At 36.7% G+C, this 19,124-nt stretch carries 17 protein-coding genes; 6 read left to right on the top strand and 11 right to left on the bottom strand.

Going from position 1 to position 19,124, the window contains the following annotated elements; genetic code table 11:
- Positions 1-399: 399 nt before the first annotated feature.
- From ispD to B806_RS0111850, 3 genes are all read right to left on the bottom strand, one after another.
- The gene (gene ispD / locus B806_RS0111860) at positions 400-1,116 is read right to left on the bottom strand and encodes a 2-C-methyl-D-erythritol 4-phosphate cytidylyltransferase (protein ID WP_017386039.1); all 717 of its coding nucleotides are present in this window, start codon (positions 1,114-1,116) and stop codon (positions 400-402) included.
- Positions 1,082-1,471, bottom strand: a complete 390-nt coding sequence (gene ftsB, locus B806_RS0111855; RefSeq protein WP_005069056.1) for a cell division protein FtsB — start codon at positions 1,469-1,471, stop codon at positions 1,082-1,084. The genes ispD and ftsB overlap by 35 nt, the downstream gene beginning before the upstream one ends.
- A gap of 278 nt (positions 1,472-1,749) precedes the next feature.
- Positions 1,750-3,942 (bottom strand): TonB-dependent siderophore receptor, encoded by a 2,193-nt coding sequence (locus B806_RS0111850; protein WP_017403046.1) that lies wholly within the window; start codon positions 3,940-3,942, stop codon positions 1,750-1,752.
- Positions 3,943-4,316: 374 nt separating this feature from the next.
- On the opposite strand from B806_RS0111850, the gene B806_RS0111845 reads away from it, so the two are divergent.
- Positions 4,317-4,997 carry a hypothetical protein gene (locus B806_RS0111845; protein ID WP_017386037.1) on the top strand — a complete coding sequence of 227 codons (681 nt, stop codon included), beginning with the start codon at positions 4,317-4,319 and terminating at the stop codon, positions 4,995-4,997.
- A 371-nt stretch (positions 4,998-5,368) separates the two neighbouring features.
- Complete coding sequence (locus tag B806_RS0111840; RefSeq protein ID WP_002121037.1) at positions 5,369-6,046, top strand: YetF domain-containing protein; 678 nt, start codon at positions 5,369-5,371, stop codon at positions 6,044-6,046.
- An 84-nt stretch (positions 6,047-6,130) separates the two neighbouring features.
- Here the strand turns inward: B806_RS0111840 and eno are convergent, their stop codons facing one another.
- The 3 genes from eno to B806_RS0111825 form a co-directional block, all read right to left on the bottom strand.
- Complete coding sequence (eno, locus tag B806_RS0111835; protein ID WP_002121066.1) at positions 6,131-7,420, bottom strand: phosphopyruvate hydratase; 1,290 nt, start codon at positions 7,418-7,420, stop codon at positions 6,131-6,133.
- A 63-nt stretch (positions 7,421-7,483) separates the two neighbouring features.
- Entirely contained in the window at positions 7,484-8,341 is an 858-nt protein-coding gene (kdsA, locus tag B806_RS0111830) for a 3-deoxy-8-phosphooctulonate synthase (RefSeq protein WP_002121042.1), read from the bottom strand.
- 30 nt (positions 8,342-8,371) lie between these two features.
- Positions 8,372-10,009 (bottom strand): CTP synthase, encoded by a 1,638-nt coding sequence (locus B806_RS0111825; RefSeq protein WP_002121060.1) that lies wholly within the window; start codon positions 10,007-10,009, stop codon positions 8,372-8,374.
- Positions 10,010-10,232: 223 nt separating this feature from the next.
- On the opposite strand from B806_RS0111825, the gene B806_RS0111820 reads away from it, so the two are divergent.
- Both B806_RS0111820 and B806_RS0111815 read left to right on the top strand, forming a co-directional pair.
- The gene (locus B806_RS0111820) at positions 10,233-10,676 is read left to right on the top strand and encodes a hypothetical protein (protein WP_017386036.1); all 444 of its coding nucleotides are present in this window, start codon (positions 10,233-10,235) and stop codon (positions 10,674-10,676) included.
- A gap of 241 nt (positions 10,677-10,917) precedes the next feature.
- Positions 10,918-11,763, top strand: coding sequence for a metal-dependent hydrolase (locus B806_RS0111815; RefSeq protein ID WP_002121049.1), 846 nt, complete (start codon positions 10,918-10,920; stop codon positions 11,761-11,763).
- Between the two features lie 63 nt (positions 11,764-11,826).
- Here the strand turns inward: B806_RS0111815 and B806_RS0111810 are convergent, their stop codons facing one another.
- From B806_RS0111810 to B806_RS0111795, 4 genes are all read right to left on the bottom strand, one after another.
- Positions 11,827-12,921 (bottom strand): alpha/beta fold hydrolase, encoded by a 1,095-nt coding sequence (locus B806_RS0111810; RefSeq protein WP_017403045.1) that lies wholly within the window; start codon positions 12,919-12,921, stop codon positions 11,827-11,829.
- 19 nt (positions 12,922-12,940) lie between these two features.
- Positions 12,941-13,657 (bottom strand): SGNH/GDSL hydrolase family protein, encoded by a 717-nt coding sequence (locus B806_RS0111805; RefSeq protein WP_017386034.1) that lies wholly within the window; start codon positions 13,655-13,657, stop codon positions 12,941-12,943.
- A gap of 38 nt (positions 13,658-13,695) precedes the next feature.
- Entirely contained in the window at positions 13,696-14,103 is a 408-nt protein-coding gene (locus B806_RS0111800) for a nuclear transport factor 2 family protein (protein WP_005069036.1), read from the bottom strand.
- A 71-nt stretch (positions 14,104-14,174) separates the two neighbouring features.
- A complete protein-coding gene (locus B806_RS0111795) occupies positions 14,175-16,199 on the bottom strand; it encodes an NADPH-dependent 2,4-dienoyl-CoA reductase (protein ID WP_025465975.1) in 2,025 nt (674 codons plus the stop codon).
- Positions 16,200-16,334: 135 nt separating this feature from the next.
- Between B806_RS0111795 and B806_RS0111790 the strand changes: the two genes are divergently transcribed.
- Together B806_RS0111790 and B806_RS0111785 are read left to right on the top strand one after the other, a co-directional pair.
- Entirely contained in the window at positions 16,335-16,895 is a 561-nt protein-coding gene (locus tag B806_RS0111790) for a PadR family transcriptional regulator (protein ID WP_005069032.1), read from the top strand.
- A 2-nt stretch (positions 16,896-16,897) separates the two neighbouring features.
- Positions 16,898-17,815, top strand: coding sequence for an alpha/beta hydrolase (locus tag B806_RS0111785; protein ID WP_002120883.1), 918 nt, complete (start codon positions 16,898-16,900; stop codon positions 17,813-17,815).
- A 49-nt stretch (positions 17,816-17,864) separates the two neighbouring features.
- On the opposite strand, the gene B806_RS0111780 is transcribed toward B806_RS0111785, so the two are convergent.
- On the bottom strand, positions 17,865-18,920 hold the full coding sequence (locus tag B806_RS0111780; protein ID WP_005073981.1) for a 3-deoxy-7-phosphoheptulonate synthase: 1,056 nt from the start codon (positions 18,918-18,920) through the stop codon (positions 17,865-17,867).
- Positions 18,921-19,124 lie beyond the last annotated feature (204 nt).

The raw sequence follows: 19,124 nt of genomic DNA, 5'->3' as shown, positions 1-19,124 counted from the left end.
ATCTTTAATCTGCGATAGAACCTCGCTTAGTGAGGACTTACTTTTGTCAATCATTAGACAACTCCATTGTGCTCATTGAAGAAGAGAGATAAGAGAGTTAGGCACACTGAGACGAGAAGAATAGATAAATATTTCACTCAATCCCGAGTGTTTCCCTTAGATTTCCCTTTTAAACATTTTTGATAATTTTCGTATTTTGATCTAGTAAGCTAGATACAGTTTTGTTCGCTATAAATATATTTTGTTCGATGATCGAACATTATCTAAGTAAATTACTCAACTAATCTTATCGATTTGAGGTGTAAAAAACATTAATTCTTATAAATAGATATGTAGAAATGAAATATTTACTTAGGCTATCTTACAATTAAAACTACAATTTATTATTCGATTTTTATCTTAAGACTGTGATTGTAAAATTAAACGTGCAAGTTCTAAATCATCGGGATAAGTAATTTTGATATTATCAGAACGCCCCATCACAACCTGCACAGTTTCACCCATATATTCGAGTGCGCTTGCCTCGTCGGTAATAGCAATGTTATTTTCTAAAGCGTATTCAATTGCCTTTTTAAGCTTCCCAATTTTAGCAATTTGAGGCGTTTGAGCTTGCCATAATGAATCCCGACTTACCGTCTTATTAATATAATTATCTACTCCAACCTGCTTTAAAGTATCACGAACAGGAATCGCTAAAATAGCACTATGATTTGATTCAATTGCTTGTTCGACAAGGGCATTTAAACAGTCAATTGTTACACAAGGCCGAGCTGCATCATGCACAAGTACCCAATCATTTTGATCAGCAAAAGTTAAAAGATGATTTAATGCGTTTAATACTGAATGGACTCGTTCCGCGCCACCCATACAAAAATGGGCTTTATCTATATTTTGAAATGCGAGAGTCTGAGCAAAAGTATCTTGGGTACCAATTGCCAGAACATAACCATTTAATGGAAGTTGACTTATGCGCCGAACAGTATGTTCTAAAACAGTCGTATTCTGAATATATTGATACTGTTTCAATTCAGTTTTAGAAAATCGACTTCCTGACCCTGCAGCTGGAATCACTGCCCACAATTTAGTCTGGGATATCTGGGGATGCAGGTGTCTCATTCGTTTCCAAATCAACTTTAGCGTTCGGGTCAATATAAATAGGCTTGTAATGGGTACTGATGGTACTCATTTGAACAAATGTCTCATGTGGTTTAACCAAACCAAGATCAAGGCGAGCATGTTCTTCTATTGCTTCTGTACCATTTTTCAGGTCAAAAACTTCTGCTGCCAAAATACGGTTTCTTTCTTTAAGCTCTTCATTTACTTCAGCTTGTTGCTGAATTTGTTGCATGAGAGCTTGATGAGGGAGATAGCCACCCTCACCTAACCAAAATTGATATTGCAGTATGGCTACTAAAACAATAACCAGTAGCAATATCAGTTTGCTTGAAGTGGATCGAAATACTTCTAACATATCATTAAGATTTTTAATTAAAAACTTTCGTTAAGAGATTGTATTGTATAGTAATTAAGAAGTAGCATGCGAAATTCCTGCAAAAATTTAAGCAAAATTATTAATGGGCATATTACTTTAATTGACCATTGTGACATGTTTCATTTTGTCAAAAATGAATGGAATTTGAAAGGGAAATAATATTTATAAGTACAACTGCTTATAAATCAATCTACGCACAAAAAAAGCCCTCTTTTGAGGGCTTTTATAAATCGGTTACTTATGTGAGCATGTCTGTATCAAAAATTATAACGAACACTCAGCGTTGCATTTCGTGGTGTTCCCCAGTTCATTGAGTTTTCACCAATACCTTCATAATATTTCTCATCAAAAATATTATCGATATTAAATTGAAGTTTAATATTTTTATCTACTTGATAGCCAAGCATCGCACTTGCTAAAACATAAGCATCTTGCTCAATGCGAGAGCTTCCACTACCCGTATAGTATTTACTCTTATAATTTAAGCCAAGTCCTGCACTCCACTGATTAACTTTGTACTTAACAAATAAATTTGAAGTTGTTCGAGAGTTTGTCGTATTAACCTTCGTACCCTTTGCATCTTTTGCTTCAAAATTAGCAATACCGAAATTAACAGCCCAGTTATCGTTAATTTCCCCATCAGCTTCAAACTCAAAGCCTTTACTTTCAACCCCATCTACAGCTCGATAGGCCTGTTCTGTAGTTTGTGTACCATTACGGACAATAAATACTCCAGGTATCAATTCAGCAAAATTAGACTGTTCTATTCGAAATACTGACAATGCTGTATTTAAACGCCCTCCAAACCACTCACTTTTTAAGCCAGTCTCATAACTCTTACCTTTAATCGGATCAATATATTGATCATTTACATCTTTACGATCTTGAGGTTTGAAAATTTCTGTATAACTCACATAGACAGAATGATCTTGGGCAAAATCATAAATAGCGCCAATATATGGTGCTAATTCATTGTTAAATTCACGGTTACCTTTATCATTTTCAGACTTGTATTCCCAGTTAGATAAACGTGCACCAGCAATAATTTTTAAAGGATCGAGAATTTGAAATTTACCCGCAATATATGCAGCAGTTTGTGTGGTTTCATTGAGTGCACCTCTGGTATTTAGTACCAGTGGCTGAAGTAATTCTTGCGCTATATCATTATAGTTAAGTGGGCCACCTAAATATTTTTCAATCTCTTTGTTTGCATTAGAACCACCAGAAAGATCTTTGGTTTTTTCATTCTTATTCCAAGATCCACCAATAATGATTTCTTGTGGGCGATTAAAAAGCATAAATGGGGCATTAATAAAAACATCAATATTGTTTTCTTCACTGGCAGCTTTTGCGCCATATACAGAAACATAATCAGTTTTATTCTCAGAATTATCATTTGGATTTTCTAATGGACTGGTGTTGGTTGCCTTATCTACTTTTCCAGCTGTATATAGCAACATAGAGTCCGTATCTTCTTTGCGGAAGGTATAAGCAACATTTAAATTAACGTCATTAAATAAATTCTGTTTTAAGTTCGCAAACACTGCCGTTGTATTCACATCCCAATATGTCCAAGGTGCGCTTACTGTTAAGCTTCTGGAAAAATTGGTACGGGTCCCATCAGTATAAAACGCAGGTGTACCACCCCAGCGGATACCATCACGATGCAATTCTTGATAAGTAGCTCCAAGTGACATACTTGTTTTATCGCTCAGATCATAATCAAGGGCACCATAAAATACATTCCGTTCTTTCTCATAAAAATCCATAAATGAATTTTCATCAGAATGCTTCACAAACATACGTCCACGCAATGAACCATCAGCGTTAAGCGGTGTAGAAATATCTGCTGAACTACTCCAAGAGTTCCATGAGCCTAATGATGTGCTGACATTACCACTAAGTTCTTTTGAGTTTGCATGTTTACGAATCATGTTCAGCGCCATCGCTGGATTTCCCGCACCTGTGGTTAGGCCATTAGCACCTTTCACCACCTCGACGCGATCATAAATATCTAAATCAAGGTCCCCTGTACCTAAATTGATCGTGCTCGGTATTCCATCTATTAAGTAATAATCTACCTCAAAACCACGCGCATAAACTTTCTGACGCTCATCAGTACGTGACGTCGAAACACCCGTAATATTGCTCATTAAATCTTGAAAAGAATCGATTTTCCGATCATCTAAATATTCACGGGTTAAAACCTTCACCGACTGTGGTGTTTCACGAAGAGATAAATTTAATTTTGTAGAAGTATTTGTGCTTTTTGCTGTATAGCTGCCCGAACCTTCGGTAACAGCGGAATCTTCTCCTGCTTGCACTTTTATCGTTTCTAAAGTGGCTGTTCCATTTGTCTCATCTGCATAAACAATTGAAGGAGCAATTAAAGCCATAGCAAGTGCTAAGGGATGAGATGTAAACGCTTTTCTAAAGGGCGGAGTGTACATAAGAAAATTCCATAATAACCAATGTGCTGTGCGAGATTCCTTAGCCTTTTGCTACTTTGGTCCTTGTTACACAGCAGCAAAAGTCGGCACAAAAATTAACACGAATGATAATTGTTATCAACAATATATTAATAATTATTCCTATTTGTTTAAATTAAATTATCAATGGTTCTAATCACTTATATATTTTCACTCTCTTCAAACCTTGTTTGGTCATCACATCTTTTAAATTTATTGCTCTTTCAATTAGCCAATAAAATGTTATGCAATAGTTTTATGATTAACTCAAAAAATAACAAACTAAACAGTATTTTCTTTTATATTTTATTATTCTTCTCAAACCTCTTAAGAGAGAATAAAAGGTACAAGTTGTAGTGCATAAAGTTTTAGCATTTTCTTTAGTAAGCTTAGGTTTGAGCGCTTGTAATCACCATACTGATGATAGTCCTTCAAAAATAATTAATACGAAGGACAATCAGAATCAACACAAATCAAATAATAATTATATATATGAATATAATGAAATTATTTATAAATTAAACACGGAACAAGACCAAACAACTGCTCACTTAAGATTTAAAAACTTATTGAAAAAGATACCTTCTAACGAGAACAATCTAAATATTTTAAAAACTAAACGCAAAATACTTGTACATTTAGGTTGTCTTAATGAAGCATATAGTGTTACCGAAAAAATACTAGCTAAAACAGATAGTTCAAAGCTACAAGAGATGCAATGCATTTTTTTAAGCAAAATGAAAAGAGACCCTTATCAAATAAAAGAATGCTATGAAAAAACTGCTAATAGTTATTTAACCGAGATAAATTTGATCCCAAAAGCTGCTTTAAGATATCAATATGCTTTATGGGGACACTATGCAGCGATGTTCAATGCTGGCCATATAGACTACAAAGACAAACTCCAAGAAATTATTGACTATCATAATATTGAAGATCACAAAAAAACTTATCAACAAATGTATAAAAATATTATGGATCCTCATGCTTTTCAAAAACGTTTAGATGCCATCCCCTATACCTCTAATTGTCGTTAAACTATCTTTTTAAATATAATAAATTTTTGATTATTAATCATATTCATAGTCATATCTTTCTTAAGGAGAATTTATTTAATAATAAGAAACCACCCACAAAGTATATCTTTTATATTTTTTATCTCTCATGTAAATACAAGCTCATATAAAGTAAAAGTACCTTTTTAATAGATCTACTTTGCAATAAATCAGCTTGGTCACGCTATCAACAGTAAACTCCTTCATAAAAAATTATTTGAAATAAATTTATAAAAAGTCACATATATTTCGAGCTTTTAACCAATAACTACCTAAAAAGTATATTTTTTTATTTTTTACTTTGTTAAGAATTTATAAGGATCTCTTCTAACTATTTTAATAAGGAGAAAAAAATGGATTTTTTTAATATTTTCATTGGTGACACGACTTGGAAATTTGTTTTAGAAATTTTGGTTCGATGTACCGTAATGTTCATCATTATTATTAGTTTTTTAAGATTATCCGGTAAACGAGGTATACGTCAGCTCTCCCTTTTTGAACTCGCCATTATTTTATGTTTAGGTTCAGCCGCCGGTGACCCGATGTTTACCGAAGATTTACCTATTGCCCATGCCTTCGTCGCGTTTGTTGTTATTCTTTTTCTTTATCGCTTTGCTACATGGAGTATGGTAAAGCATAAAAAAATTGAAGATTTGCTTGAAGGCAAAGCGCTTTGTATTGTTAAGGATGGCCTTGTAGTCTACAAAGATTTCCAAAAACAATCATATTCTCATGATGAGTTTTTCTCTGAAATGCGTCAACAAAATGTTGAGCACCTTGGACAAGTAAGAACAGCCTTGTTGGAGTCGGATGGTATTCTTAGTCTGCTTTATTTTGAAGATGAAGATGTAAAATGGGGCTTGCCACTATTCCCTGATGCCTACATTAAAGCCGATGTACTGAAACTTAATACTTTTTATTCATGTATGAAATGTGGTGAAACAAAAATTTTAAATAAGATCGATCAAGAATGTACCCGCTGTAAACATCACAGTTGGGCTGAGTCTTTAAAAACACGCCGATTAGGATAATAAAAAAAGGTGCTATTTCCTATTAAAAACAGAAAATAGCACCTTCAAATGTTAAAAAATTAATTTTAACTTTTTATTTAAAGATTAGTTTAAACCTTTAAATTCAGCTTTACCGCGGTAAGCAGCTTTAGTCAATTCTTCAATACGAAGTAATTGGTTGTACTTAGACACACGGTCAGAACGGCAAAGTGAACCAGTCTTGATTTGACCAGCAGCTGTACCTACTGCTAAGTCAGCAATAGTAGAATCTTCTGTTTCACCAGAACGGTGAGAAATAACAGTCGAATAACCATTTGCTTTAGCAAGATAGATTGCATCTAAAGTTTCAGTCAAAGTACCGATCTGGTTGTATTTGATTAAGATTGAGTTACCAACTTTTTCATCAATACCACGTTGTAAAATCTTAGGATTAGTTACGAACAAGTCATCACCAACCAATTGGATTTTATCACCAAGGATTGAAGTCAAGTAGCTCCAGCCTTCCCAATCAGACTCATCAAGACCATCTTCGATTGAGATAATTGGATATTGATTTACAAGACCAGCTAAATAATCTGCAAACTGATGGCTTGTAAATGCACGGTTACCTTCGCCTTCTAAAACGTATTGACCGTTTTTGTAGAATTCTGAAGATGCGCAGTCAAGTGCAAGCATCATGTCTGAACCAGCTTTGTAACCAGTCAATTCAATTGCTTGTAAAATGATTTGAATTGCTTCTTCGTTAGAACGTAAGTTAGGAGCAAAACCACCTTCATCACCTACAGCAGTATTCAAACCTTGTTTCTTTAAAACTGATTTTAAAGAATGGAATACTTCAGCACCAGCACGTAAAGCTTCAGCAAATGAAGTGAAACCTACAGGCTCAATCATAAACTCTTGAATATCAACAGTGTTGTCCGCATGCTCACCACCATTTAAGATGTTCATCATCGGTACAGGCATTGTTAAAATTGTTTGACCACGAAGATCTGCGATGTATTGGAAAAGAGGAAGTTTCTTTTCTTCAGCAGCAGCGCGCGCAGCAGCCAATGACACAGCTAAAGTTGCGTTAGCACCTAATTTCTCTTTGTTTTCAGTACCGTCAAGCGCGATCATTGTATTATCAATGTCTTTTTGCTCAAAAACTGATTTACCCAACAAAGCATCACGAATCAACGTATTAACGTTATTAACTGCTGTACGAACGCCTTTACCTAAGTAACGCGATTTATCACCGTCACGTAGTTCTAAAGCTTCACGAGAACCAGTTGAAGCACCAGATGGTGCACATGCACGACCAACAACCCCAGATTCTAAAATTACGTCTGCTTCGATGGTTGGGTTACCACGAGAGTCCAAAATTTCACGTGCACGAATGTCAACGATTTGGCTCATGAACAATTCCTCTTTGAATGAATATGAGCTGCGGTTAAAGCAGCGTAAGGGTTATAAAACAACTCAATGGGTGTCTAACTTTTTGAATCCTTTAACTAAAGTATCCAATTCTTTTATTTGTGCCAAGAACGGTTCAAGTTGTGACATACGTAATGCACAAGGTCCATCACATTTTGCATGTTCTGGGTCTGGGTGTCCTTCCAAGAACAATCCAGCCAAACCAGTTGCCATTCCAGCGCGTGCTAAAGTTGTAATTTGAGCACGACGACCGCCTGCTGAATCAGAACGACCACCAGGGGTTTGTAACGCATGTGTCACGTCAAAGAAAACTGGCACATTCATTTCTTTCATTGTGTCAAAGCCAAGCATATCTACAACAAGATTGTTATAACCAAATGCTGAACCACGTTCACAAAGAATAAGTTTGTCGTTTCCTGCTTCTAAACATTTATGCAGGATATGACGCATTTCATGAGGTGCTAAAAACTGGGCTTTCTTAATATTAATAATAGCCTGTGTTTTTGCCATCGCTTCGACAAGATCAGTCTGACGACTTAAGAAAGCGGGTAATTGAATAATATCGGCTACTTCTGCAACTGGTGCAGCCTGATATGGCTCATGCACATCAGTAATGATAGGGACATTAAAATGTTTTTTAATATCACCTAACCATTCGATACCTTTTTCAAGTCCAGGACCACGGAATGAATGCAGACTAGAACGATTTGCTTTATCGAAACTCGCTTTAAATACATAAGGAATATCTAAGCGTTTGCAAATATCAACATACGTTTCTGCAATTTCAAAAGCTAAATCTTTTGATTCAAGTACGTTCATTCCGCCAAATAATACAAATGGCAAATGATTTGCCATTTGTATATCGCCTAAACGTACAACTTCTTGTGGTTTTAATTGTGACATTTAAACTTTCCCAGTTTATTTAAAATCGCATTATTTACTTTTTTGATGCTGTGTTTTTGCAGCGTCAATAAAACTAGCAAATAATGGATGTCCATCACGTGGTGAACTTGTAAATTCCGGGTGGAATTGTACAGCAATAAACCAAGGATGTTCAGGAATTTCTACAGTTTCAACTAAATGTTGTGCTGAAGAGTAACCTGAAATCTTCATACCAGCTTGTTCAATCGACTCGATGAAACGGTTATTCATTTCATAACGGTGACGATGACGCTCAGTGATTTCAGCTTTACCGTAGACTTCACGTGTTTTTGTGCCTTCAACCAATTCAGATTTTTGAGCACCTAAACGCATAGTTCCACCTAAGTCAGACTCAAGGCTGCGTTGTTGTAATTCACCGCGCTCATCTAACCATTCAGTAATTAAACCAATGAGTGGATATTTTGTAGAGCGGTTAAATTCTGTAGAAGAAGCTTCTGGCATACCTGCAACATGGCGAGCGTATTCAATAACAGCCAATTGCATGCCTAAACAAATACCCAAGAATGGGATTTTGTTTTCACGTGCGTATTGAATAGCTTTCATTTTGCCTTCAGTACCACGTTCACCAAAACCGCCTGGAACTAAAATTGCATCAGCTGTACTTAAAATAGATACGTCTTGGCTTTCAAGTTCTTCAGCGTTGACATAATCAATTTGTACTTTTACACGATTTTTAATACCTGCGTGTAATAACGCTTCATTCACAGACTTATAAGCATCTGGTAATTCAACATATTTACCAACCATAGCTACACGTAAAGTGTATTCAGGATTTAGTAATGCTTCGACTACATTATCCCAATCTTCTAGGTTTGCTTCTGGAAGATCATTAAATCCAAAACGCTCACAGATCAAATCATCAACGTTTTGTTCATAGAATGTACGTGGAATTTGATAAATCGTTTTCGCATCTTTACATACCACTACAGCACGCGCTTCTACGTTAGTGAACAATGCAATTTTGCGTTTAGTATCAACATCCACATCATATTCAGTACGACAGATAAGAATATCTGGTTGAATACCAATCGAAAGCAACTCTTTTACAGAGTGTTGAGTTGGTTTTGTCTTAAGCTCTGCTGCAGATTTGATATATGGCAACAAAGTTAAATGCATAAGCATGGTTCTTTTATGACCAAGCTCAACCATTAATTGACGAACTGACTCCATAAATGGAAGTGATTCGATATCACCTACTGTGCCGCCAATTTCTACGATAGCAACATCGTAGCCTTCACCTGCGCGAAGTACACGTTCTTTAATGTTGTCAGTAATATGAGGAATAACTTGAACTGTACCACCAAGGTAGTCACCACGACGTTCTTTATTTAAAACGTCCTGATATACACGACCACTGGTAAAGTTATTAAGTTTGGTCATTTTCGCACGACGTAAGAAACGTTCGTAATAACCCAAGTCTAGATCAGTTTCGGCACCATCCTCTGTGACAAAAACTTCACCATGTTGGAAAGGGCTCATTGTCCCTGGATCGACATTAATGTAGGGATCCATTTTAACCATTGTGACTTTTAAGCCACGGGCTTCCAAAAGTGCAGCAACTGAAGCAGCAGAAATACCTTTACCTAGCGATGAAACTACACCACCAGTGACAAAAATAAAATGGGTCATTAAGTTTCTCGTACAATCAAGCCGAAATCGGCCTACAATGTTTGGCAATTTTACTGTACTCTGCCCCTATAAAGCAAAGTCAAACCGCATCAATTCAAAGATCATTAAACAACTGGCTATTCTATCAGCATTTTTAATAAAAATTTAGGTCAATCTCACATGATTTTTTCATTCTCTTTTGCTGTTATAATGCCAGCTCCTCAATTAAATGTTGTTTAGGACAATGGCAAATAAAAAACTTTTAATCTGTGCTGCAATTGCTGCTGGACTATTGTTAACCGCATGTGTCAAAAAAGAAACACCTAAAGAAGAAGAGCAAGAAAAGGTTGAAACTGCTGTTTCAGAACCTACACCTGCTGAACCTGCAAAATTTGAGTCTCTAGAAAGTGTTCAAACTGAAGAAGCTCAAACTCAGGAACCAACGCAAGTTGAGGTGCATCACGAAGAAACAGCAAATACGACAACTGAAATTCGCCGTGAAACTCGCCCTGCCCAAGCTGAGCAAAATTCACAAACAAATGTTTCTGAGCAACCTAAAGCAGAACCAAAGCCAAAACCTGAACCTAAGCCTGAGCCAAAAGCATCTAAGCCAGCTGAACCAGCTCAAAGTGAAGATGATGCTGTTGCTGCTGCAATTGCGGCTGCTACTCCAGCGCTTAAGAACTAAGTTCGTATGCGAATATGCCCAAATTGAACCATCAGTTTGGGCTTTTTAAATATTATTTAAGTTATCAACACAATAATAAGTTTTACTTTTCTTTCTATTTATCTTTAAAGTTTTCCTAGTTATCAATTAGGGACAATCTACTTTTTCTGCCTAAAAAAGTATTGACGCTAGATATAGGGCGATGTAGTTTTTCAACAAGTTCCTTTTTGGAACTTTAATTAAAAGAAGATTGGAGCCTAGAATGAATACAGTATCAAATCGTGTCCCCGCCTCATTTCCAGTCCGTCGTATGGACTATAATTTTGAAAATGTACCTCGCTACTGGTGTAATAACGAGCCTACTTTTACACATTATTTTACTGGTTTATCTACATTGTTCCCTGAAGGTGAATCATATTTTGTTCGCTCTGTTCGAGCTTTACGCGCCAAAGCAAAGTCGAATGAAATTTTAGATCGGGAAATCAGTGCGTTTATTGGCCAAGAAGCAATGCACTCAAAAGAACATCATGCTTTTCATGTAAGTGCACAGCAATATGGTTTAGATCCTCAATCTTTAGAAAAAGTAACTGGCATCGTTTTAAAAGCCATTGAAAAAGTTTTTAGTAAAAAATGGAATTTGCTTGTAACAGTAGGTCTAGAACATTACACAGCAGTACTGGTGGTTAGTATGATGCAATCCGTTAATGAATTGATGACAGACTCAACTATTCGCAATTTGTGGCTATGGCATAGTATTGAAGAAACTGAACATAAAGCTGTGGCTTTTGATCTCTACCAACATTTATATGGAAGTGGCTTAAGCGCATACCTTCCTCGCATTACAGTCTTTACTTTAAGTCTATTTTTGATTACTGGTTTTTCAACAATTTATCAATTTGTTCTTATGAAACGGGATCATCAACTCTTAAATTTCAAATCTTGGCGTAAGTTCTTTAGTTTTGCGAATAAACAATATAGAACATTGATCCCTCAATTTTTTGATTATTATCGCTTTGACTTTCATCCCAACCAAACAGATGAAAAAGACCTCGTGGCTAGTACAAAAATCAAAATTGGACTAAAAGATCCTAAATTGCTTTTATCTTGATCTAATAAAATTATAAAGCCCATCTGTTGAATGGGCTTTATTTAACTTATTGCGAAGTTGCCGTTATTGTTTATGTTCAACCAAAAAATAATTTGATATTAATTTGGCCGCCCATGAGGTACTTTTCCAGCCTTCGTAAAAGCCACAATGACTTCCTTTTTTTGTGGTGATTACCGCAATATTACTCATTTGTTGAATCGTTTCTTTGTAAGGCTCCAAATTTTTAATGGAACAGACAGGATCATCTTCAGCATTAAGAATCATTAATGGTATTTTTACATTCTCAAATACATAAATTGGATTAATGGCTTGGCAATAGCTTTGATAATTTTCAAAGCCAGCCATTTCAAAATATTCTTTCTCAAACTCTTCCAGACTTGTGGTCGCCAGAACTTTTTCAATAGAAGAAAGTTGGTTCCATGTATTTTGATAAGGATGAATAAAATACTTGAATAACTTTTTGGTCATCATTTTGCTATAAAACGGATGAACATTTTTAAAGCCTATCTCTGTATTGTAGCCTGGACACATTGCAAAGGCAGCTTTAAATGGCGTGTCAGTACCTTGCTCTCCTAAGTAGCGAACCAGTAGTCCTGTTCCAGCAGAGGAACCTACAGCGTATAAATCCGATTTAGGAAACAAATTTTGAATATGTTCAAGTTGCTCTTTAAGATCGCTTGTTGACCCAAAAAGAGAAATCTGTGGCACAGGCATAGGTAATCCAGCATGCCCACGGCGTAAGCATAGTGCTATTCTCCATCCTGTATAGTGATGTATATCTTTCACAAGTTCACGCATACTTTCAGGGGTCCCTGTAATGGTATGCATAATGACAACTGTTGGAGTATCCGGAGGAAGATCATAGCCATACCACGCGATCGCAGTTACGCCACCATCTTTCATGGTGAGCTGATCAATACGATCATATTCAAGCTTAATCGTTTTTTTTCTAATAATATCAAAATATAAAAGATGAACGTGATTGTTGCTCAACCAAGGTGTGGGCCGATATTTTTGCTTGAGTTGGGGCAATTTCTCCAGAATATCTTTTATTTTCCCATTTGGGTCATAATAGATTTTTGGATGTTCAGCACCTAATACCGAATCGAACAATTCTGAACCGAAAGCTTTAATTTTATTTAAAGTAGATATGCCCATTTCCAATCACTACCTCTGATTATGAGTTAAATGATTGCCGCACTAAGGCTGCAACCTGTTGTCCCCAAATTGCATAAATTTCCTTACTCGGATGAAAACCATCACTTGCCATAGGCAGATTCATCGCTTGAAAATGCTCAATATCATATTGAATGAACTTAAATTGGTTTTTTGATTCTAACCATTTATCTAGTACCTGATTCATTTGTTCCGCATATTTTCCAAACAACCAAGCCAATGGATTTGGTAACGCTGGGAAATGCTGCATAGATGGTACACCAGAAACAATAATGAGTTTAGGCTGAAAACGTGCCTGTATATATTGAAATAATTGTTTTTGTTGTTTTATCCATGAACTTGCTGAGGTAAGTTTCGTGACATCATTAACACCAATCGACGTAACCACCACATCGTAATTTTGTTGCTCTAAATGCTGTACTGCTTGAAAAACCTGCTGAGTTGTATCACCTGTTTTTGCATGCAGTTTCCAGCGTATCGAATATTGATCTTGCAACTCAGAAATAATCGCACCAGATAAAGCATCTTTTTGGGTTTCTACCCCAACACCAGCTGCGGCAGAGTCTCCTAAAATAAGTAATGATAGAGGTCTTCCATTACCAACGATGCCTTGTCTCTCACCACTGGCTTCTAGCAAGCGTGGCGTATTCTTACGAACCTTCGTTCCCTGTACAAACAGTACAGGAAGCAATGCTAGAGTTGAAAGCTTTAACCACATTTTATTGATCCCTATCTTACTTAGGCTATTTACTAAAATTATTGAGGTTGAAATTTAGCAATTCTTATACCCATTTGTTCAGCCAATGCTGCTAGACCACTCATTGGACGAATCATTACTTCAAAATCAATAATTTTGCCTTGTTCATTAAAACGAATCATATCAATACCTTTTAATGATTTACCACTGACATTGGCACTGAACTCAAGCACTACATTTTCACCGTCTTCTGTGTAGAACTCACGATGATAAGTAAAGTCTTCGAACACCTGAATCACATTGGTAAGAATGAAGAAAACAACCTGCTTTCCTTCATAAGGTTTGTAAGCAACTGGTGAGCGAAAAACCACTTCATCCGCCAGCAAGTCATTTAGATCGGATAAGTTACCAGCCTGAACCATTTCATGCCATTTTTCTAAAGACTGTTTTGTTGTTTCGAGTGTCATTGTTTTTATATCCTATAATTTAACCAAAGAAGTAACGGGCATTTCTCTTTAAAAGAAATGCCCATAAAACTTTATAGTGTCGCTGCTAATTCAGCGCCTTGGCGTATTGCACGTTTTGCATCCAGTTCACCCGCCTCTTTAGCACCACCAATTAAATGAACATTTTTTCCATCTGTTTTTAATTGATCATACATTGCAGTAAATGACTCTTGGCCTGCACAAATCACCACATGGTCAACCTCAAGTACACTTGGTTTTCCATCTATAGTTATATGTAAGCCTTGATCGTCTACCTTGTCGTATTGCACACCAGCAAACATTTTGACCTGACGATTTTTTAGTCCTGTACGATGAATCCAGCCTGTTGTTTTACCTAAACCAGCGCCTACAGCAGCAGTTTTACGTTGTAGTAAATAAATTTCTCGTTCAGATGCCTCAACTTTTGGCTGTTTTAAACCACCAACATGCTCATATTGAGTATCGATTCCCCATTCTTCATAGAATTTTTCTGGATTTAAACTGCCACTTTCACCTTCATGAGTAAGATATTCAGCTGTGTCGAAACCAATACCACCCGCTCCAATAATGGCAACACGTTGGCCTACTGGCACACGCTCTTTTAGAACTTGTAAATAGCTCAGCACTTTAGGATGATCAATTCCCTCAAACTGTAATTGACGAGGTGTTACACCTGTTGCAACCACAATTTCATCAAAGTTTGCTTGGCTTAATTCTTCGTAAGTTGCTTGATGGTTTAACACAAGTTCAATGTTTGGTCGCAATTCAATTTGACGACTAAAGTAGCGTAAAGTTTCGTAGAACTCCTCTTTTCCAGGAACTTTTTTTGCAATATTAAACTGACCACCAATTTGATGACTTGCTTCAAAAATTTTAACTTGATGCCCGCGATCAGCTGCATATACCGCAAAACTTAAACCTGCCGGACCCGCGCCAATAACAGCAATATTCTTTTTAACCTGAGCTTCTTTAAAGATCAGCTCAGTTTCATAACATGCACGCGGGTTTACTAAACAAGTTGCAATTTTCATTGAGAAAATATGATCTAAACAAGCTTGGTTGCACCCAATACACGTATTAATTTCATCACTACGGCCTTCACTTGCTTTCAAGACAAATTCAGCATCCGCTAACATTGGTCGTGCCATAGACACCATATCAGCATGACCAGATGCCAATACATGTTCAGCCATTTCAGGCGTATTGATTCGGTTAGAAGTAATTAAAGGGATAGAGACTTCACCTTTAAGTTTTTCAGTTACCCAAGTAAATGCAGCACGAGGAACTTTGGTTGCAATTGTAGGAATACGTGCCTCATGCCAGCCAATACCTGTATTGATAATTGTTGCGCCTGCTTTTTCAATTTCTTTTGCAAGCTGAATCACTTCATCAAAACTTGAACCACCTTCAACTAAATCAAGCATAGATAGGCGATAAATGATGATAAAATTTTCACCAACTAAAGCACGCGTGCGCTTTACAATTTCAATTGGAAAGCGGATACGATTTTCGTAACTACCGCCCCATTCATCATCACGATGATTCGTTCGAGCTGCAATAAATTCATTAATTAAATAACCTTCAGACCCCATGATTTCTACACCATCATAGCCCGCATACTGAGCAAGTTTGGCGCAGTTAGCAAAGTCATCAATGGTTTGTTGTACTTCGGCAGAACTTAAAGCTTTAGGCTTAATCGGGTTAATAGGGGCTTGAATTGCTGAAGGTGCAACGTTATTTGCCTGATAAGAATAACGACCCGTATGTAAAATCTGCATAGCAATTTTACCCCCAGCTTCATGAACAGCTTGGGTAATCACTTTATGTTTTTCAGCTTCTTCAACTGTATCTAGTTTGGTCCCATGGCTAAATACAACACCATCATCATTTGGAGAAACACCGCCAGTTACAATTAAACCCACATCACCTTTTGCACGCTCAGCATAAAACGCAGCCATCCGCTCATATCCTTGCGGTGCTTCTTCTAATCCAATGTGCATCGACCCCATAAGCACACGGTTTTTTAAAGTAGTAAAGCCTAAATCAAGTGGCTTTAATAAATGTGGATAAGCTGACATATTTTCTCCTATGGCTAGCAATAAGCTTGCTAATGCAACTTGTTGCATAAATTTATAATCAAATTTTGACTTTTATGCAACATGTTGCATAATCTCATGAGTCACACTTTACTTTTGCTTACAAACTGGATTGCCATGTCACTTCCTCATGTTTTATTGACCAGCTTGCTTGAACGTCCAAGTACAGGGTTTGAACTTGCCCGCCGCTTTGACCGCTCAATGGGCTTTTTCTGGAATGCCACTCACCAGCAAATTTATCGTGAACTCAATAACATGCTTAAAAAAGGCTGGGTTTCCACTTTAGAAAATGAAATGGATAATGGCCGAAAAAAAACCTATCAGGTCGAACAACTGGGTCGTATAGAACTGGCCTCATGGATGACGCAACAAAGTGAACCTGCGCAGCTTCGTGATGATTTAATGGTTAGATTGCGTGCTGAAGCACAATTGAGCAATAATCAGATATTACCTGAACTGTTAAGGCATCTTGGTTTACATCAAGAGAAGCTCAAACTTTATCAAAGTATTTATGATAAAGATTTTAAAGACAGCGATGATCTAAATGACCGTGTGTTATACATCCACAAAATGATCTTAGAACTTGGAATTACGATGGAAAGTGAATGGATCAAATGGTTGGAACAAGTCATCCCTCAATTAAAACGCTTTGCCCAAGATAACCCATCTGGAGAATAGCCATGCCGTATTACACCATGCCCGATCGGGAAAATTTATTTGTACGCCGTGTTGGTCGTGGTGAGCCTGTTTTGGTTTTATCTGGCCTTGGCATGCAAAGTTGGCAGTGGCTACCGTTTATTTATGCAAACCGTAAAGAATATGAGTTTATTATTCCAGACTGGCGTGGTTTCGGTGGGTCAAAGAATTGTGCAATTCCCGAGCAAGATGCCATTTCTAGTCATTGGCAAGATGTTGCTCATTTGATAGATCAATTAAAACTCGATAACTTTATCTTGATGGGTTATTCAATGGGCGCGACAACTGCCATGCATGGCATGAAACACGCTCAACTAGCACAGCAGTTAAAAGCCTATTTACATATTGATCAGACACCAAAAATATCAGTAGATTCAACTTGGGAATATGGTTTATTCGGCCCTCTTCACACCCAGTTCAAACAACTATTAAATGATATTTATCAATTATTGCTAAAGCATAAAAACGCCAAATATCTTTATGAGCTATCACTTCCAGATCGACAAGAACTAGTCCGTCTATGGGTAGATTTTATTGAGTTACAAAGTAGCAATCCATTTAGTCCACTAGTTTTTAAAACTGCTTTAAAACAGCCTTTTCTACAAAAATACTTATTACCTATTCAACGTTTAGATTACTTGTTTTGGTATGTTGAAAACTATCTTTATCATAATGAAGATTATCGAGAAGCAATTCAGCAGTTAGCATGTCCTACCACTTTCTTTATTGGTCGTAATTCGACACTTTATCCAGAAACTGGTCAGACACTGATTGCACATAGCGTTGAGCATGCAAAAGCAATATATTTTGAACGTTCAGGCCATACACCTTTATTAACCGAGCCTAAAAAGTTTGGGCATGAAATCACTACATTCTTATCCGAACTCAAGCATGCTTCTTAAAAAAATAAAGGGATCTATTTACAGATCCCTTTTTAAAGCCCATAAATAATTAAGCGGAATGAGCTAATTCTTTTGTCTTTAATTGCTTCGAGACATTTAATAAAAGCTGCTCTGTTTTTTCCCACCCTAAACAACCATCAGTTACTGACTGGCCATAAGTCATATCACAAGAAATCTTTTGGTTACCATCAACCAAATGACTTTCAATCATGACACCTCGAACTTGTGTTTTTAAACGTTCAGCAACGATTTGCTGTAAAACTTCTGGCTGACGCAACGGATCTTTCCCACTATTACCATGACTACAATCAATCACCAGTGCAGGTAGATTTTGTTTGTACTTTTCGCGTATCGCCTGAATTGAAGCTAAATCGTAATTTGGCCCATGATTTGCACCCCGCAAGATCAAGTGAGGTAATGGATTTCCAGCACTCTGAATCACTGAAGGCAAGCCTTGTTGATTCATACCTAAAAATTGATGTTCATTTTGCGCGGACTGAATCGCATCTAGTGCAATCTGAATAGAACCATCAGTACCATTCTTGAAACCAATACTGTATGGCATATGACTTGAGATTTCACGGTGAATCTGAGATTCGCTTGTGCGAGCACCAATTGCACCCCAAGCCAATAAATCATCAAAATAGCCAGTTGCCATTGGACTTAAAATTTCACTCGCAATTGGCAAACCCTTTTCAATAATCTGTAGGTAGAGTTCACGAGACTTTTCTAAACCAAGTTGTAAATTTGATGAACCATCTAAATTTGGATCATACATGAACCCTTTCCAACCAACTGTGGTACGTGGTTTTTCAATGTATGTACGCATCACGATAAAAATCTGATCTTTAACTTTTTCTTGTAATTTTTGCAGTTTTTCAGCGTATTCAAGTACTGCAACTGGATCATGAATTGAACAAGGCCCTGTAATTACCATTAGACGATGATCTTTGCCGTTAAGAATATTTTGAATAATTTGGCGGTGTTCGGCAATTTGACGTGCGAAAGAGTGTGCAAGCGGGTATTTCGCTTTTAACTGGATAGGTAAACTAACTGGTGTTTCTTTTGTATTGGTTTGAGTCAGTAAAGTATTTAGGGCATTCATTGGTTTTTTCCTTGGGACTGCAATCTACTCAGTCCGATCATTTATTTGAGCGTTTTGGATCTATTCGTTGGTAAAGGTAAGCAAAAGTAAAACCAATAAAAGTTGCTAAAGTACGAATAAGTCATGTTGTTCATTTTAAGTTCCTCGATTCTAAAAAGATAAAGCATAAAAAAACCTGATCGGGGTTGCCGATCAGGTATTAAC

This window comes from Acinetobacter sp. TG2027 (genome assembly GCF_000302435.1).
Lineage (GTDB): Bacteria > Pseudomonadota > Gammaproteobacteria > Pseudomonadales > Moraxellaceae > Acinetobacter > Acinetobacter pittii.
Note: the sequence above shows the minus strand (reverse complement) of the source record. Positions and strands in the feature narration are given on the sequence as shown.

What these genes read in the sequence shown, in the direction of transcription:
- ispD (WP_017386039.1), bottom strand. Translation starts at nt 1,116, where the DNA reads ATGAGACACCTGCATCCCCAGATATCCCAGACTAAATTGTGGGCAGTG.
- ftsB (WP_005069056.1), bottom strand. Translation starts at nt 1,471, where the DNA reads ATGTTAGAAGTATTTCGATCCACTTCAAGCAAACTGATATTGCTACTG.
- B806_RS0111850 (WP_017403046.1), bottom strand. Translation starts at nt 3,942, where the DNA reads ATGTACACTCCGCCCTTTAGAAAAGCGTTTACATCTCATCCCTTAGCA.
- B806_RS0111840 (WP_002121037.1), top strand. Translation starts at nt 5,369, where the DNA reads ATGGATTTTTTTAATATTTTCATTGGTGACACGACTTGGAAATTTGTT.
- eno (WP_002121066.1), bottom strand. Translation starts at nt 7,420, where the DNA reads ATGAGCCAAATCGTTGACATTCGTGCACGTGAAATTTTGGACTCTCGT.
- kdsA (WP_002121042.1), bottom strand. Translation starts at nt 8,341, where the DNA reads ATGTCACAATTAAAACCACAAGAAGTTGTACGTTTAGGCGATATACAA.
- B806_RS0111825 (WP_002121060.1), bottom strand. Translation starts at nt 10,009, where the DNA reads ATGACCCATTTTATTTTTGTCACTGGTGGTGTAGTTTCATCGCTAGGT.
- B806_RS0111820 (WP_017386036.1), top strand. Translation starts at nt 10,233, where the DNA reads ATGGCAAATAAAAAACTTTTAATCTGTGCTGCAATTGCTGCTGGACTA.
- B806_RS0111815 (WP_002121049.1), top strand. Translation starts at nt 10,918, where the DNA reads ATGAATACAGTATCAAATCGTGTCCCCGCCTCATTTCCAGTCCGTCGT.
- B806_RS0111810 (WP_017403045.1), bottom strand. Translation starts at nt 12,921, where the DNA reads ATGGGCATATCTACTTTAAATAAAATTAAAGCTTTCGGTTCAGAATTG.
- B806_RS0111805 (WP_017386034.1), bottom strand. Translation starts at nt 13,657, where the DNA reads ATGTGGTTAAAGCTTTCAACTCTAGCATTGCTTCCTGTACTGTTTGTA.
- B806_RS0111800 (WP_005069036.1), bottom strand. Translation starts at nt 14,103, where the DNA reads ATGACACTCGAAACAACAAAACAGTCTTTAGAAAAATGGCATGAAATG.
- B806_RS0111795 (WP_025465975.1), bottom strand. Translation starts at nt 16,199, where the DNA reads ATGTCAGCTTATCCACATTTATTAAAGCCACTTGATTTAGGCTTTACT.
- B806_RS0111790 (WP_005069032.1), top strand. Translation starts at nt 16,335, where the DNA reads ATGTCACTTCCTCATGTTTTATTGACCAGCTTGCTTGAACGTCCAAGT.
- B806_RS0111785 (WP_002120883.1), top strand. Translation starts at nt 16,898, where the DNA reads ATGCCGTATTACACCATGCCCGATCGGGAAAATTTATTTGTACGCCGT.
- B806_RS0111780 (WP_005073981.1), bottom strand. Translation starts at nt 18,920, where the DNA reads ATGAATGCCCTAAATACTTTACTGACTCAAACCAATACAAAAGAAACA.